This is a genomic window from Parafannyhessea umbonata (assembly GCF_900105025.1).
Taxonomy (GTDB): Bacteria; Actinomycetota; Coriobacteriia; order Coriobacteriales; family Atopobiaceae; genus Parafannyhessea; species Parafannyhessea umbonata.
Genome location: NZ_LT629759.1, coordinates 1,460,437 through 1,474,418, shown reverse-complemented (window position 1 = coordinate 1,474,418; position 13,982 = coordinate 1,460,437). Strand labels below are relative to the sequence as shown.

The 13,982-nt window shown below is 59.4% G+C and carries 12 protein-coding genes; 6 read left to right on the top strand and 6 right to left on the bottom strand.

What is annotated here, in order from left to right:
• Positions 1-24: 24 nt before the first annotated feature.
• Positions 25-1,647: a 4Fe-4S dicluster domain-containing protein gene (locus tag BLT96_RS06645; protein ID WP_090862822.1), complete on the top strand. Its 1,623-nt coding sequence runs from the start codon at positions 25-27 to the stop codon at positions 1,645-1,647.
• A 208-nt stretch (positions 1,648-1,855) separates the two neighbouring features.
• On the opposite strand, the gene BLT96_RS06640 is transcribed toward BLT96_RS06645, so the two are convergent.
• Positions 1,856-2,164, bottom strand: coding sequence for a CDP-alcohol phosphatidyltransferase (locus BLT96_RS06640; protein ID WP_090862819.1), 309 nt, complete (start codon positions 2,162-2,164; stop codon positions 1,856-1,858).
• A 209-nt stretch (positions 2,165-2,373) separates the two neighbouring features.
• Entirely contained in the window at positions 2,374-3,024 is a 651-nt protein-coding gene (locus BLT96_RS06635) for an HAD family hydrolase (protein ID WP_090862816.1), read from the bottom strand.
• 461 nt (positions 3,025-3,485) lie between these two features.
• Here BLT96_RS06635 and aspS point away from each other — a divergent pair, with 461 nt between their 5' ends.
• A complete protein-coding gene (aspS, locus tag BLT96_RS06630) occupies positions 3,486-5,252 on the top strand; it encodes an aspartate--tRNA ligase (protein ID WP_090862813.1) in 1,767 nt (588 codons plus the stop codon).
• Between the two features lie 218 nt (positions 5,253-5,470).
• Here the strand turns inward: aspS and BLT96_RS06625 are convergent, their stop codons facing one another.
• Entirely contained in the window at positions 5,471-6,631 is a 1,161-nt protein-coding gene (locus BLT96_RS06625; protein ID WP_090862810.1) for an ATP-binding protein, read from the bottom strand.
• A gap of 530 nt (positions 6,632-7,161) precedes the next feature.
• Here BLT96_RS06625 and BLT96_RS06620 point away from each other — a divergent pair.
• The 3 genes from BLT96_RS06620 to BLT96_RS10580 all read left to right on the top strand — a co-directional run bounded on the left by BLT96_RS06620 (position 7,162) and on the right by BLT96_RS10580 (position 9,576).
• On the top strand, positions 7,162-7,893 hold the full coding sequence (locus BLT96_RS06620; protein WP_090847690.1) for a zinc ribbon domain-containing protein: 732 nt from the start codon (positions 7,162-7,164) through the stop codon (positions 7,891-7,893).
• A 23-nt stretch (positions 7,894-7,916) separates the two neighbouring features.
• Positions 7,917-9,263 (top strand): SPFH domain-containing protein, encoded by a 1,347-nt coding sequence (locus BLT96_RS06615; RefSeq protein WP_090847692.1) that lies wholly within the window; start codon positions 7,917-7,919, stop codon positions 9,261-9,263.
• 70 nt (positions 9,264-9,333) lie between these two features.
• Complete coding sequence (locus tag BLT96_RS10580) at positions 9,334-9,576, top strand: hypothetical protein (protein WP_143013240.1); 243 nt, start codon at positions 9,334-9,336, stop codon at positions 9,574-9,576.
• 389 nt (positions 9,577-9,965) lie between these two features.
• Here BLT96_RS10580 and BLT96_RS06610 read toward each other — a convergent pair whose 3' ends face one another.
• From BLT96_RS06610 to BLT96_RS06600, 3 genes are all read right to left on the bottom strand, one after another.
• Positions 9,966-10,811 carry a CPBP family intramembrane glutamic endopeptidase gene (locus BLT96_RS06610; protein WP_090862808.1) on the bottom strand — a complete coding sequence of 282 codons (846 nt, stop codon included), beginning with the start codon at positions 10,809-10,811 and terminating at the stop codon, positions 9,966-9,968.
• A 116-nt stretch (positions 10,812-10,927) separates the two neighbouring features.
• Positions 10,928-11,434 (bottom strand): MarR family winged helix-turn-helix transcriptional regulator, encoded by a 507-nt coding sequence (locus BLT96_RS06605; protein WP_090862805.1) that lies wholly within the window; start codon positions 11,432-11,434, stop codon positions 10,928-10,930.
• 1 nt (position 11,435) lies between these two features.
• Entirely contained in the window at positions 11,436-12,236 is an 801-nt protein-coding gene (locus BLT96_RS06600) for an SDR family NAD(P)-dependent oxidoreductase (RefSeq protein ID WP_090847697.1), read from the bottom strand.
• Positions 12,237-12,507: 271 nt separating this feature from the next.
• Here BLT96_RS06600 and BLT96_RS06595 point away from each other — a divergent pair, with 271 nt between their 5' ends.
• Positions 12,508-13,857, top strand: a complete 1,350-nt coding sequence (locus tag BLT96_RS06595; protein ID WP_090862803.1) for a C1 family peptidase — start codon at positions 12,508-12,510, stop codon at positions 13,855-13,857.
• Positions 13,858-13,982 lie beyond the last annotated feature (125 nt).

Genomic DNA, 13,982 nt, shown 5'->3' with positions numbered 1-13,982 from the left:
AGGGCACGGACGAGAGGTGACACCATGGCAGATACCATGCGAGGCGTTTACACGAACCTGACCGAGATCAGGCGGAGCGTGTTTCGCGAGGTCGCAAAAATCTGCTACAAGCTTGACGCGCAGGGCGAGTCCACGCAGGAGCTCGACAAGGAGTTCGACGAGCTTCCGTACAAGATCCTGCCGGGCGACGTCGCGACGTACAGGGAGAGCGTCTTTCTGGAGCGCGCCATCATCAGCGAGCGCATCAGGCTTGCGATGGGGCTTCCGCTTTCCGGCATGGACAGGCCGGAGCGCGTGAGCGAGGGGTTCGAGAAGGCAGCCAACAGCGACGAGGTGTTCTACGAGCCGCCGCTCATCAACGTGATCAAGTTCGCGTGCAACGCGTGCAAGGACAACGTGTACGAGGTGACGAACGCGTGCCAGGGCTGCCTTGCGCACCCGTGCCGCGAGATATGCCCGAAGAAGGCCATCAGCTTCAGGGACAAGAAGGCCTACATAGACCAGGACGCGTGCGTGAAGTGTGGCATGTGCTTCAAGACGTGCCCGTACCACGCGATCCACCACCACGTGCGCCCGTGCGCGGACGCGTGCGGCATGCACGCGATCGGCTCTGACGAGCACGGCCGCGCGGACATAAACTACGACAAGTGCGTGAGCTGCGGCCAGTGCCTCATCAACTGCCCGTTTGGCGCCATCGCGGACAAGAGCCAGATTGCGCAGGTCATCTGGTCCATCGCGCGTGGCGAGGAGGTCATCGCGGCCGTGGCGCCCGCGTTCGTGGGCCAGTTTGGCGGTAAGGGCAACGTGGGCAAGCTGCGCGAGGCGTTCAAGCTGCTGGGGTTCTCTGGCGTGGAGGAGGTCGCCCTGGGTGCGGACCTCTGCACCTGCCAGGAGGCGGACGACTTTCTGGACGAGGTGCCGGACAAGCTGCCGTTCATGGGAACCTCGTGCTGCCCGGCATGGTCGGTCATGGCAAAGCGCGAATTTCCGGAGCACGCGGACTGCATCAGCATGGCGCTCACGCCCATGACGCTGACGGCGCGCATGATCCGCATGCAGCATCCCGACGCCAAGATCGTGTTTGTGGGGCCGTGCTCCGCGAAGAAGCTCGAGGCCATGCGCAAGAGCGTGAGGAGCGAGGTGGACTTCGTCCTCACGTTCGAGGAGATGGCGGGCATGATGGACGCCAAGGGCATCGACTACCTCTCGCTCGAGGACGACAACAAGAGCGACTTTGACGTGGCCTCGACGGACGGCCGCAACTTTGCCGTGGCGGGCGGCGTGGCGACGGCCGTGGTCAACGCGATCCACCGCCGCTATCCGGACCGCGAGGTGAACGTGGTGAACGCGGAGGGGCTGGACGACTGCCGCAAGATGATGAAGGACGCCGTGAAGGGCAAGTACCCCGGCTACCTGATCGAGGGCATGGCCTGCCCGGGCGGCTGCGTGGCCGGAGCCGGCACGCTGGTGGCCATCAACAGGTCCGCGGCGGCTGTCAAGCGCTATGCGAAGCGCTCGCCGCACGTGAACGCGACGGAGAACTCGTACCGCATGCTCATCCCCGTGCTGGAGAGGGGCTTCACGAAGCAGGACGAGGACCTCGAGGTGAGCGAGTCCATGGAGGCCACGAAGGGCACGGCGGAGTAGGGCTGGCGACATGCGCGCGCCGGGCGCGGGATGCGTCCGGCCGCCTTGTCCCGGCCGCGATGTTGGGTGGCGCGCGGTGGGCGGCCACGAGCATGGCATTGCATTCGTTTGGCACAGGGACGGGGCGAGAAGAGCATGCTCTTCTCGCCCCGCGGCTTTGCTATGTCCGAGTCCGTGCTTGGGTGCGCCGCCTTGGCGCGCGCCGTCGCTACGGCTGCTTCACGCCCGGCGTAGACGCGTAGAACGTTGCGGAGGGGAAGACCTCCTTGATGGTGTGTCCGTTCACGAACGGGAGCGCCAGGAACTCGTCTACCGTGGGGACAAGGTCGCTGCAGTCGACGAAGTGGTTCTTGGAGTTGCGGATGCTGGTGTCCTGGGCGCGCCATGCCTCGTAGTTGACGTCTGTGAGGTAGTAGACCTCGTTGCCGACCTTCATGTACACAGAGTGGTTCTTGTGCAGGTAGTCGGCGAGCTCGTCGTAATTTATCTCGAGCGCCTCGGCTGCTTTCTTACCCATATCGCGTCCTTTCTCTAAAAGGAACTGACCTTTGGATGCATGCATCTTACCGCGATGCCCGCACCGTTTGGCCGCGCGTCCCGAACCGTTAGGCAAGCGTTGCCCATACCTACGCAGACGTAAGGATGGGCAACGTGGTGAAAGCTTGGGATGGGGAGGGGGTATAAGGGGGACAAACCGTGGCGGAGGCGCGCTCGGCCTTGGGAGCGCTAGTCAAGCAGCGCGTCGGCAAGCTCCCCCGTGGTACCCACGATCACCTTTGCGCCGGCGTCCTTCAGCGCGGTTACGCTGCGGTAGCCCCACGAAACGCAGACGCATGCGGTCTTCGCGTTTGCCGCGGTCTCGACGTCGACCTCGGAGTCGCCCACGTACACGCACTCGTCCGGCGTCACGCCAAGCGCGGACATGACCTCGTTCACCGTGTCCGGCGCGGGCTTGCGCCTGACGCCGTCACGCTCTCCCGCGACCGCGTTGAACAGGCCGGGGAAGAACTCCGCCACGAGCCTCTGCACCGCGGCGTCCGGCTTGTTGGATACGACGGCGCGGTACATGCCCGCCGCGGAGATGGCGTGCAGCATCTGCGTCACGCCCTCGTACGGCGCGGTCTTCTGGCAGAAGTTGCGGGAGTAGTGCGCCTTGAACGTTAAGAGCACCTGCTCCTGCGCGTCCTCGGGGGTGCCCATGGGAAGCGAGCGGTGCACGAGCTGTCGCACGCCGTTGCCCACGTTGGAGGTGGTCTCCTCTATGGTGACCTCCGGGAAGCCGTTCGCGCGGAGCGCATAGTTAACGGAGGCGTGAAGATCCTCGATGGTGTTAAGGAGGGTCCCGTCCAGGTCGAAGATGGCTGCCTTGTACGTCATGGTTGCCTCGATTCTGAGCGGTCGGGGCGCCGGGGCGGCGCAGTCGGTTGGCTGTTGCGTGGGCGCTCGGGGGAGCGCGCGGGTTCCGACCGTCACGGAAACGTTACCAGAGGAATCTGTCAGATATATGGCGAAACGCCTATAAGACAAAACGCCAACAGTATCAAGAAAACTTCTGCATACGGTTGAAATCGCCAGGAAACAGGTATCTGCGGAGGCGTCCAGTCCTTCTCGCCAGGCGGTTTTTTACGTCGTGGGCGAGAAGGACGCGGCGTCCCGGCTTGGAGTCCGGCGCGTGTCGGATTCGTTTCGATGCGGCGGAGCTTTGCGCAGACGACGCCGTGGCGCCCCGAACGCTGCTATCATGTACCATCGCGCACGTCGGCGCCGTCTACGCCGGCCTGCCGTCATCTGCAAGTCCGTCCGTCACGGCACGGGGCGGAAGAGACGAGAGGAACAAGATGCCATTTAGCATGCACACCCACACCTGCGGAGAGCTACGCAAGGCCGACATCGGCGCCGAGGTCACCCTGACCGGCTGGGTCTGGCACCGTCGCGACCACGGCGGCCTCATCTTCGTGGACCTGCGCGACCGCGAGGGGTCGACCCAGCTGGAGTTTGACCCCGAGGTCTGCGACGAGAAGGCGTTCCACACCGCGGAGACCATCCGTTCCGAGTGGCCGATCAAGGTGACCGGCACCGTGCGCCCGCGTCCCGAGGGCGAGGCGAACGAGAAGCTCGCGACCGGCGAGATCGAGGTCTACGTCACGGACATCGAGGTGCTGAACACCTCGAAGACGCCTGCGTTCCAGATCGAGGACCACGTGGACACCGCAGAGGACGTCCGCCTGCGCTACCGCTACCTTGACCTGCGCCGCCCGAAGATGGCGTCCAACCTGAGGCTGCGCTCCGACTTCACGTTTGCGCTGCGCGAGGCGTTCCACAACCGCGAGTTCCTAGAGGTCGAGACCCCGTCGCTCTTCAAGAGCACGCCGGAGGGCGCCCGCGACTTCCTGGTTCCCAGCCGCATGCAGCCAGGCCACTTCTACGCGCTGCCGCAGTCCCCGCAGCTTCTGAAGGAGCTCCTGATGGTGGGCGGCGTCGAGCGCTACTACCAGGTGGCGAAGTGCTTCCGCGACGAGGACCTGCGCAAGGACCGTCAGCCCGAGTTCACGCAGGTGGACGTCGAGATGAGCTTCGTGACCCAGGACGACGTGATGGGTGCGCTGGAGCAGACCCTTGCGGACGCGTTTGGCCGCATGGGCGTGAAGATGGAGCTGCCGCTGCGCCGGATCGAGTACTGGGACGCCATGGACACCTATGGCATCGACAAGCCCGATACCCGCTTTGGCATGACCCTGCACGACGTCACGTCGATCTTTGGCGAGTCCAAGTTCAAGCTCTTCTCGGGTGCCGCGAACACGGAGGGCCAGTACGTCAAGGCCATCAACGCGAAGGGCGCCGGCAAGTGGCCCCGTGCGCAGATCGACAAGCTGGCGAAGGTCGCGGCGGAGTTCGGCGCGAAGGGCCTCGCCTACATCGCGTTCCGCGAGGACGGATCGGTCACGAGCCCTATCGTCAAGTTCTTCTCGGACGAGGAGATGGCCAACCTGCGCGCCGAGATGGACGTCGAGCCCGGCGACCTCGTGATGTTTGCCGTGGGCGCCCGTCTTGAGGCCGACACCATCCTGGGCGGCATGCGCAACCACATGGCGGACGCGCTCGACGTGCCGCGCGAGGGCCACGACTTCCTGTGGGTCGTCAACTTCCCGCTGTTCCACTGGGACGAGGACCGAAAGTGCCTGGACTCCGAGCACCAGCCGTTCACCCAGCCCAACGAGGACGAGCTCGACCTGCTCGACAGTGACCCGCTGGCCATGGGTTCTCACACCTACGACTTCGTGATGGACGGCTACGAGGCCGGCGGTGGCGGCATGCGTATCCACAACGCCGAGCTGCAGGAGAAGATCCTGGAGAAGCTGGGCTTCACGCCGGAGCGCGCCCAGGCGCAGTTTGGCTTCCTGATGGAGGCGCTCAAGTTTGGCGCGCCCCCCATGGGCGGCTTCGCGCTCGGCCTCGACCGCGTGTGCATGCTGCTGGCCGGCGCGGACAACATCCGCGAGGTCATGGCGTTCCCCAAGACGGCAAGCGGCTCCGACCTCATGAGCGCCGCGCCGTCCGAGGTCTCCGGCAAGCAGCTTAAGGAGGTCTCGCTTAGGCTCCTGTAGCCCACGAGCCACGTTTGGTCGCCACGACAGATTCCGCGACGACAGGCTAAAACCATGCGAGAAGAGCCCGGTAGACGGCGTTGGTACCGCCTGCCGGGCTCGTGCTTTGCACGCGTCGACTCTGGCACTCCTGCTTCTGGCGCTCCTGTTGCATGCGGTGGCACAACGAATCCTGTGGTCGTCTACCTGCGTGATGCGTTGCTTCCTACCGCACCGGTTTACTCGCGCATGAGCCAGTCTCGCATCGACCAAATTGTGCGACCACCCACCACGGTCGTCTCCTCTGCGTCCATCACGACTGACTGTGATTCGTTGTCGATGTGCAGGAGCTCGCCGACGTGCGAGAGGTGTCGCGTGAACGAGGGACGGAACGTTGCCGAGGACTTTATCTCCACTAGCTCCGGCTTGCTTGAGTCCGTGATGTCCACGAGGTCGACCTCGATCTTGCTGTCATCGCGATAGAAGAAGAGTTGCGGCTGCCTTCCGGCGTTTTGATGGCGCTTGATCGTTTCTTCGATTGCGAGATCCTCGCATATTGCGCCTCTTTGTGGGGAGGTCAGGAGTTGCTCCTTGGTGCGGATTCCCAACAGATGACAGAGGAGGCCCGTGTCGTAGAAGTAGAGCTTGGGGGTCTTGGTAAGCCGCTTGCGCAGGTTGGCATGATATGGCTGCAGCAGGAAGACTACGTAGCTTGACTCAAGAAGCGAAAGCCACGAGCGTGCAGTCTGGACGCTGATTCCCACGTCGTTGGCAAGGCCCGTGAGGTTGAGGAGGTTGGAGCAGTTTGCCGCGCACGCCGCGATGAAGCTCCTGAACATGCTGAAGTTGCGGGGAGCAACGTATCCCGAGGTGTCTCGCTCGATGTAGGCGGCGATATAGTTCTCGTAATAGACCTCGGAGGGCATATCCACGTCGTAAAGCCGTGGATATCCGCCACGCAGCACGAAGTCGCTCACCTCAAGTTCTGGATCCGCGGAAAGTGCCTCCCTGAACGAGAGCGGGAGTAGCTTCAGGATGCCGACCCTGCCAGCGAGCGACTGCGTGATTTGCTTGAGTAGCAGGAAGTTCTGCGAACCAGAAAGTATGTACTGGCCCGGGGTGCCAACCTCATCCGAGACCACTTGAATCATATTAAAGAGTTCAGGAGCAAGTTGTGCCTCGTCGATGATGAGGTGAGATGGCCTGTTACGGACAAATCCAACCGGATCATCGAGTGCCATGGAACGGATGCCGGAATCCTCCAGATTGACGTAACGATAGTCGGGAAAGATCGCGCGGACTAGGGTCGACTTTCCGCCCCGTCTTGGTCCGGTGATGGATACCACGGGAAACCAACCAGCATTCTTCTGCACCCACGAGGTAATGTCGCGGTTAATCATAAGGGATCTCTCAAGATGAATCTCATGGTCATAACCTCTATATTCCCATAATCAGTAAGTACCTATTACCACAATCGATAAGTGAGTAAAACCATAATCAGTAAGTAATGAAGCCAACGACTGACTATCGGCAGCTTTTACGACATATTTGCGTCTGCGTGAAATATAGGTATAGGACGCGTCACTTGGATACTGCCCACTGCATGTCAACTTGGCGGAGCAAAGCATTAGTCAGCGCCATTAAATAAGTCTCTTCCAAAGTCCAGTGAACAAAGTGAAGTTTTGTGAGAATGCGGAATCAGGGTGCGTACTATGCTTGCGGGAGTGAAGTTATTCCAACCGATGTGGGGATCCAACTATTGCAAGCATCGGCTTGAGAGGAGGATGAAGTCAAATCTGGGTTTCCCGATACGATTACCAGTTTCATTTGACAGTTACTTGTAGCACATAAGGACTCGTTTCTTGCACTGTGCCCTTAGTGAGTGGGCTACACTACTATTATTTACAGACTACTGTTGTAAGGGGCTGCTATGCCTTTCTGTACTCATTGTGGGACGGAATACGCCAATGGTGCTCGGTTCTGTTCGCATTGTGGATCGCCCCTGCCTGGTCGAGCTGTACCTATCTCGGTTTCAGATGGGCATTCTTCCGATACGCGTAAAGTGAAGTTTGCTGGTGAAGTAGTCAAGTGCCCCAACTGTGGTGAACTCATGCCTTCCTTTTCATCGACTTGTCCATCTTGTGGCTGGGAATTGAGAGGCGACACATCGGCTTCGCGAGTTAGGGAGCTTGAGCAGCAGCTCGCAGCTCTGCAAAACCAAAGTAATGGTAAAGATCACGAGATAGCGCGAGCCCTTGGGCTCGCCGGTCTCCCACAGAACGACCGGAAAGCGGTTAATCTCATTGAGACCTTCGCGATTCCGAATACGAAGGAAGACATTTTAGAGTTCATGTTTACAGCATCTTCGAACATTGATCCACATGCAATTAACGGTATTGGTGGGTTAAGCGGATACAATAATGCTTCAGATTTGCAGCGTGCAAAAGCGTACTCCCAAGCCTGGCTATCAAAGATGAATCAGTGTTACCAGAAGGCAGAGATATCTTTATCAGGCACTCACGAACTTTCTCAGATCGAGGAGATTTACACCAATGTGCACAAGCAGATAGAATCGGCCTCTTTCAAATCGTTCATGCGTTATGGGCTTCTGATGCTCCTTCTCGTCTTTCTTTTCATTTTTAACTCTATTGCACTTCGCTGACTTATATGGGCAGGCTTGACAAAATGAGTGTTTTCAAAAGGAAGCCTTTAGGCGGCGGTTTGATGGACGAAATCCGCTGCGACGAACAAGAATATCTCATTTGGAAATGGTCTCCGAATGGGATGTCTGTGGGAAAAACTCGTAAGGAAAATGCCATCCGGTGGGGCTCGGCACTCCGCGTCAAACCCGGAGAGGTGGCAGCTTTCTTTTACGGAGACGGCGCCCGCGTTGATTACATTGAGGGTCCCTTTGACGAGATTCTCAAGACAGGTAATCTCCCCGTATTATCTTCAATTCTGGGACTTGCTTATGATGGGGGCACGCCTTTCCAAGCTGAAGTGTATTTCATTAACCTCGCAAAGATAATTCAGACGAGGTTTGCTGTGCCTTACTTCGACGCCTTTGATGCGCGCTATCCGGATGTTGCGGTGCCACTTGCCGTGAGAGGGACCTTGACCTATCGGATAGAGGACTACAGACACTTTGTCACTCTACACAGACTGTCGACGTTTACTCCTGATGATTTCATCAAACAGATTCGCGATGCTGTATCACGATACACGAAGGAAGTCGTGACGAACATGCTCGCTGACTGCGATTTGCCGTTGCTACAGATAGAGCGGCAAATCTCATCCATTAATTTGAAGATTGCAGAAAAAGTAACACCTAGGTTGTTCCAGGATTTTGGCGTGAAGGTAGCTTCCATCGACGTGGGGGCGATAGAACTGGATAAGGCGAGCGTTGGCTATTCCCAGCTGATGTCTGTGACACGTGATGTAACGCTTGCCACCATTCAGGCAGAAAAAGAGGCGCGAGTAAAACAGATTCGCGATATGCAGCGAACCAACATGGAAAACTATGCAGAAACTTTGCGAGTCAACCGTGAGGAGATGCAATACGGATGGCATAAGAGGACTCAAAGCGAAAACTTTCCTGCCTATCAGGTGGAGGCTCAGACATCGGTTGGTGTAGCTGGAGCAAATGCATTAGGAGATCTTGGTAAATCTGGTAGCGGGAGCGTCAACATCGCTGGGGATGCTGGATTTAGCCCCGTCGGGCTTGCCGCGGGCATGGCTGTTGGGAGTGCTGTCGGACAGAACATAGCGACTGCTATGAATCAGAGCAGTTTTATTCAATATCCGAGTCAGACGCCTCCGTCGGTACCAGTTGATGGATATCACATTGCTAGAGATGGTCTCGACGCAGGATTCTTCTCTATGACGCAATTGCAACAGATGGCAAGGAATGGTCAGCTGCGCCCCGAGAGCTTGGTGTGGAAACCGGGAATGAAGAATTGGGAAATTGCGCGAGATCGCTCTGATTTGTCTTCATTATTTGATGAGACTCCCCCTCCAATACCTCGTGCATGATATCTAAAGGTGGCGCGCAATCTGGTTGTCCTGTATCTGGGGAAACACTTAACGAGAGGTGGCGTTCTAAGTGACAAAGTATAAATACATACTCACCTTTCCAGATGGTGAAGAGTTTGACAGTATGGAAGAATATGGTGATGACAATTGCCGAGGAACGTTCAGTTCTGAGTCTGAAGCAACTGATGCTGCACTATATGGAATAAGTTGTTACGAAGAAGGCGGAGAAATACTCCATATGAGCAATCCTGGTGATTACCCATACGATGAGAATTCGACTGACGATGTGGAGTTTGAAGTGGTCGAAATATAGAGCGTTCTTCAATCCTCTACTGCCATTCAGATTAGGTTGGTCCCTTACCTAAGTCATTCTCGTTGTCGACCATTGAAGCTAGACGTGCCCCATCTCTTTATAGATTTAGGTGGTTTCGTATATTATAAATCGTGCTTAAATGGGCTCATTTATAGCTGATAGACACCGATACGTACCTGTGGTGCTCATCACGGCATGGGACTTTCCGTGATGAGCACTGTCTTTATGGGTGTACTTTCGTGAACGAGCAACTTCTATAATTTAATTAGGGGAGAGGTTATTACTGAGCTACTCGTGCGAGTTTGGTCCGAGAGCGAGGGGGACACTTTCTTAGATTTGCACGGAAAGGTTTGTGCTCTAGCGCGTCCGTCCAGGTGTTCTCGCGCGGTCTACCGCATGCCCGTAGCCTTCCTCGCAGCGATTGCAAAGACCAGCATCAGCACAACGTTAAGAACCAATACGACAACGCTTCCCTCGATCTTGCAGGAGCCGCCGGAAAGAAGTGCATTTGTGGACGGCGTCATGTTGAAGAGACTGGGGTAGTCGTCTGCCAGGCCCACTCCACCAAGAATCACGCCGCCGACCATATTCCATACCGCGTGTGCCATGATCGGCGCCAGCAGCGTTCCCTCCGCCTCGTACAGAGCGGTGGTGAAGAGGCACATGGAGACGACGTTCGCCACCGGCAGCAATCCCGCCTCGAACGCCCCTCCATGCATGAGCGTGAACAACGCGGTCGAGACAACGACTGCAACAGGCAAGTTGCAATTGGTCTTCAGCAGCTGATAGATGTACCCGCGCACAAGAAGCTCCTGCATTACGACGTTGACGAAGGCAGAAAGCATCCAGAGCCACGGCAACTGGACCATGTTTCCTCCGGCAATCGTCAGCTGATGGGTTGCGAGAAGAACTCCCGCCGCCAGGCCAATCCAGACAGTCCCGATGATGAGCCCAACCAAGGCTCCCTTACCGGCATGCTCCCTTATCGGAACGGCGATCTTTCGCCTCTCGATGAGGATGAACACCACCGTGAGCAGAACCATTGACAGCATGGGAGTCAGCTCGGCAAAAAACCGCCAGACTGCCGGGTTCTTCGCCGGGATAGTTATCGCCGTGGTTAAAGCCCACCCCACGAAGAACGCTGCAACTTTAAGAGAAGTGACTGCGTACCTCTTCAATGTGGCAGAACGGTGGGAGGGGAGTGTCTTGCTGTCCAAACATTCGGACGTTGCCATGACTCAAACACGACCTTTCGCGAATACAAATAGTCGGAACAAGAGACGCCAAGGGACGAATCTTGCTCCGACATTATATGGCTCCGTCTGACGCTGGGCATTGCCGACGCAGCGGCCTACGCCTTCTCTAGCAGGCGCGCGACCGTGAGCATGGCCTGGTCAAGCTCCGCGCGCTCCGCAGCGCTTAGGTGCGAGAAGAGCTCGCGTGCCCGCTTTGACCCCTCTGCGATGTGTAGGTCCACGTAGGTGCGGCCCGCTTCGCTGAGGGCAACGACGTGACTGCGCGCATCGGCGTCGTCTGCGCCCTGGCAGACGTAGCCCATCTGCCCCAGCCGGGCGACCATCTTCGACACGTGCTGCTTCGAGGTGCGCAGCTCTTCTGCCGCCTCGCGCTGATGCAGCGGTCCGTGCTGGTATAGCAGCTCGAGCAGCTCCACCTGCGCCTGCCCAAGCTCCCCGCGGTACGTGTCGCGGTACGGCGCCACCACCTTGCGCTCGAACACGGATCGCATGCGGTAGGCGGGGGCAAGGGTCGCGTTGCCCGCGTTCTTCTCGCCCGCGGGCTCTGCCCCCGTGCTGTCCGCGTCACTGGCATCCGTGGCCGGCTGCGAATGGTCTGACATGCTACCAGGTTCTCGATCCGGCGGAGCGGAACTGCGCCACGGTGGGGGCGTGCGAGTTGAGGCCGCCGTCCACGTTGATGACCTGGCCCGTGACGTAGGCGCTCTCGTCGGAGGCGAAGTACGTGCAGGCATGTGCAATATCAGCGGGGTTGCCGTAGCGGTTGACCTCGATGTTGCTCAGGAAGACGTCCTTGAGCTGCTGGGGAACGTGGGCCTCGTTCTGCGGGGTCACGATGAGGCCCGGGCGCACGCAGTTGCAGCGTATGTTCTGCTTGCCGTACTGCAGCGCGACGGACGACGTGAGCATGTCCACGCCGGCCTTGCTGCACGCGTAGGCGGTAGAGCCCAGGTCGCCAGAGATCGAAGCCATGGAGCCGATGTTCACGATCGAGCCGCCACCTGCCTCGATCATGTATGGAAGCACTGCCTTTATCGCATAGAACGTCCCGCGCACGCCAGAGGCGAACATCGCGTCCCAATCCTCGAGCGAGATCTCGTCCACGCGCCCGTCCTTCAGTCCCACGCCCGCGGCATTGTTGATCAGGACGTCGATGTGGCCGTGGTCGCGCGCCGTGTCCGCAAAGAGCGCGTCCACCGTGGAGAGGTCCGTCAGGTCCATGCGGTGGAAGCTCGCGCTGCCGCCCTCGGCCGCGATTTGCTCCACCACCTCCTGGCCGCGCGCCTCGCGCCTTCCGCACACCACCACGTGCGCGCCCTCCGCTGCGAACTCCCGCGCGATGCCGATCCCGATGCCGCTGGTAGAGCCCGTTACCACCGCGACCTTGCCCTTGAGCCTGTCCATGCTGCCTCCCTCTGTAAGTGTGTTCCGGCAGCGGCGTGGTGCCGCACGCCGTCCGTTGTTGAAGCCAAGATACCCACGGCAGAAAGTAATATACATATGACTAACGCCAGGCGAGAAAAGCTTCACAACGCTGGTTCCAGCTCAGGCCAATCCCGCGATTCCCAACATCGAGCGCGCTCGCGCAGACGTCCGCACCGCAAGGTGCATGCGTCCGCGTGCTATGCTCCTGATGACATCAGAGTACGAACGACCAAGAATCCGGGAGGAACACATGGACAAGATGAGCAGCATCACCCCCGAGGACCTTGCCGACTCGCGCGAGCGCTTTGGCGCGGAGCGCGTGAACGCCGTCGCGAAGAACGCCGTCACCTCGAGCGGAATCCGCGCCGCCGCGCGCCGCCCCGAGGGTGTCGCCGCCAACGCGCTGGGCTTCGACCTCGAGGTCACGCAGGGCGACCGGTGCAACCAGGAGCGCTCCGGCCGCTGCTGGATGTTCGCGAGCCTGAACACCATGCGCTACCGCGTGATCAAGAAGTACAACCTCAAGACCTTCGAGCTCTCTCAGGCCTACCCGCTGTTCTGGGACAAGCTCGAGAAGAGCAACTGGTTCTTGCAGAACATCCTCGACACCCTGGACGAGCCGCTCGACGGCCGCCTCGTGTCCTTCCTGCTCGCGGATCCCATCGGCGACGGCGGCCAGTGGGATATGTTCCGCAGTCTCGTGAAGAAGTACGGCGTGGTGCCGAAGGAGGCCATGCCCGAAACCGCCTGCTCCAGGAACACCCGCGAGCTCGACCGCTACCTCACGCGCTACCTGCGCGGCGCCGCGAAGCGCCTGCGCCAGAGCCACGAGGCCGGCGTGGGCACGGACGACCTGCTTGCCATGAAGAAGCAGATGATGGACGAGGTCTATCACCTTCTGGCAGTGTGCCTGGGCGAGCCGCCCGCGTCCTTCTCCGTGCGCCTTCGCGACAAGGACCAGAAGCTCGCGCTTTCCGGCACCTTCACGCCGCAGGAGTTCTTCAAGACCGCCGTCGACATGGACGTCGACGCGTACGTCTCGCTCATCAGCGCGCCCACGGCGGACAAGCCCTTTGGACACACGTATACGGTCAGCCGCCTGGGCAACGTGTGGGAGGACCACGGCGTGCGCTACCTCAACCTGCCGCCCGCGGAGCTCAAGCGCGTCGCCATCGCGCAGCTCAAGGACGACCTGCCCGTGTGGTTTGGCTGCGACGTCGCGCAAAGCTATCTGCAAGACGAGGGCATCATGGACACGGCGGCGCTCGACGTGGACGCACTCTTCGGCTTCCCCGTGGAGGGCTGCATGGACAAGGCCGAGCGCCTGGACTACGGCGAGAGCCTCATGACCCACGCCATGGTGCTGGAGGGCGTCCGCCTGGACGAGAAGGGCGAGCCCACGCTCTGGAAGGTGGAGAACTCCTGGGGCAAGGACCATGGTCGCGACGGCTTCGACACGCTGTCCGACGCGTGGTTTGACGAGTACGTCTACCAGGTGGTAGTCGACAAGAAGTACCTGACGGAGGAGGAGCGTCACACCTACGAGACGGAGGAGCCCACGGTGCTTGCCCCGTGGGACCCGATGGGCTCTCTCGCGTAGGCATATCGGTCACACCATATCGGTCACACCGCAGCCTGCGCCTGCGACCCATGCGGTAAAGACGATTGCCAGCCTCAGGAAACCCCGAGGCTGGCGATCTTGTCTGTTAGCTCTTTTCTCTATCT

Bases quoted from the DNA above. Each gene is read 5' to 3' on its own strand.
- BLT96_RS06645 (WP_090862822.1), top strand. From the start codon at position 25: ATGGCAGATACCATGCGAGGCGTTTACACGAACCTGACCGAGATCAGG.
- BLT96_RS06640 (WP_090862819.1), bottom strand. From the start codon at position 2,164: ATGGGTAAGAAAGCAGCCGAGGCGCTCGAGATAAATTACGACGAGCTC.
- BLT96_RS06635 (WP_090862816.1), bottom strand. From the start codon at position 3,024: ATGACGTACAAGGCAGCCATCTTCGACCTGGACGGGACCCTCCTTAAC.
- aspS (WP_090862813.1), top strand. From the start codon at position 3,486: ATGCCATTTAGCATGCACACCCACACCTGCGGAGAGCTACGCAAGGCC.
- BLT96_RS06625 (WP_090862810.1), bottom strand. From the start codon at position 6,631: ATGATTAACCGCGACATTACCTCGTGGGTGCAGAAGAATGCTGGTTGG.
- BLT96_RS06620 (WP_090847690.1), top strand. From the start codon at position 7,162: ATGCCTTTCTGTACTCATTGTGGGACGGAATACGCCAATGGTGCTCGG.
- BLT96_RS06615 (WP_090847692.1), top strand. From the start codon at position 7,917: ATGAGTGTTTTCAAAAGGAAGCCTTTAGGCGGCGGTTTGATGGACGAA.
- BLT96_RS06610 (WP_090862808.1), bottom strand. From the start codon at position 10,811: ATGGCAACGTCCGAATGTTTGGACAGCAAGACACTCCCCTCCCACCGT.
- BLT96_RS06605 (WP_090862805.1), bottom strand. From the start codon at position 11,434: ATGTCAGACCATTCGCAGCCGGCCACGGATGCCAGTGACGCGGACAGC.
- BLT96_RS06600 (WP_090847697.1), bottom strand. From the start codon at position 12,236: ATGGACAGGCTCAAGGGCAAGGTCGCGGTGGTAACGGGCTCTACCAGC.
- BLT96_RS06595 (WP_090862803.1), top strand. From the start codon at position 12,508: ATGGACAAGATGAGCAGCATCACCCCCGAGGACCTTGCCGACTCGCGC.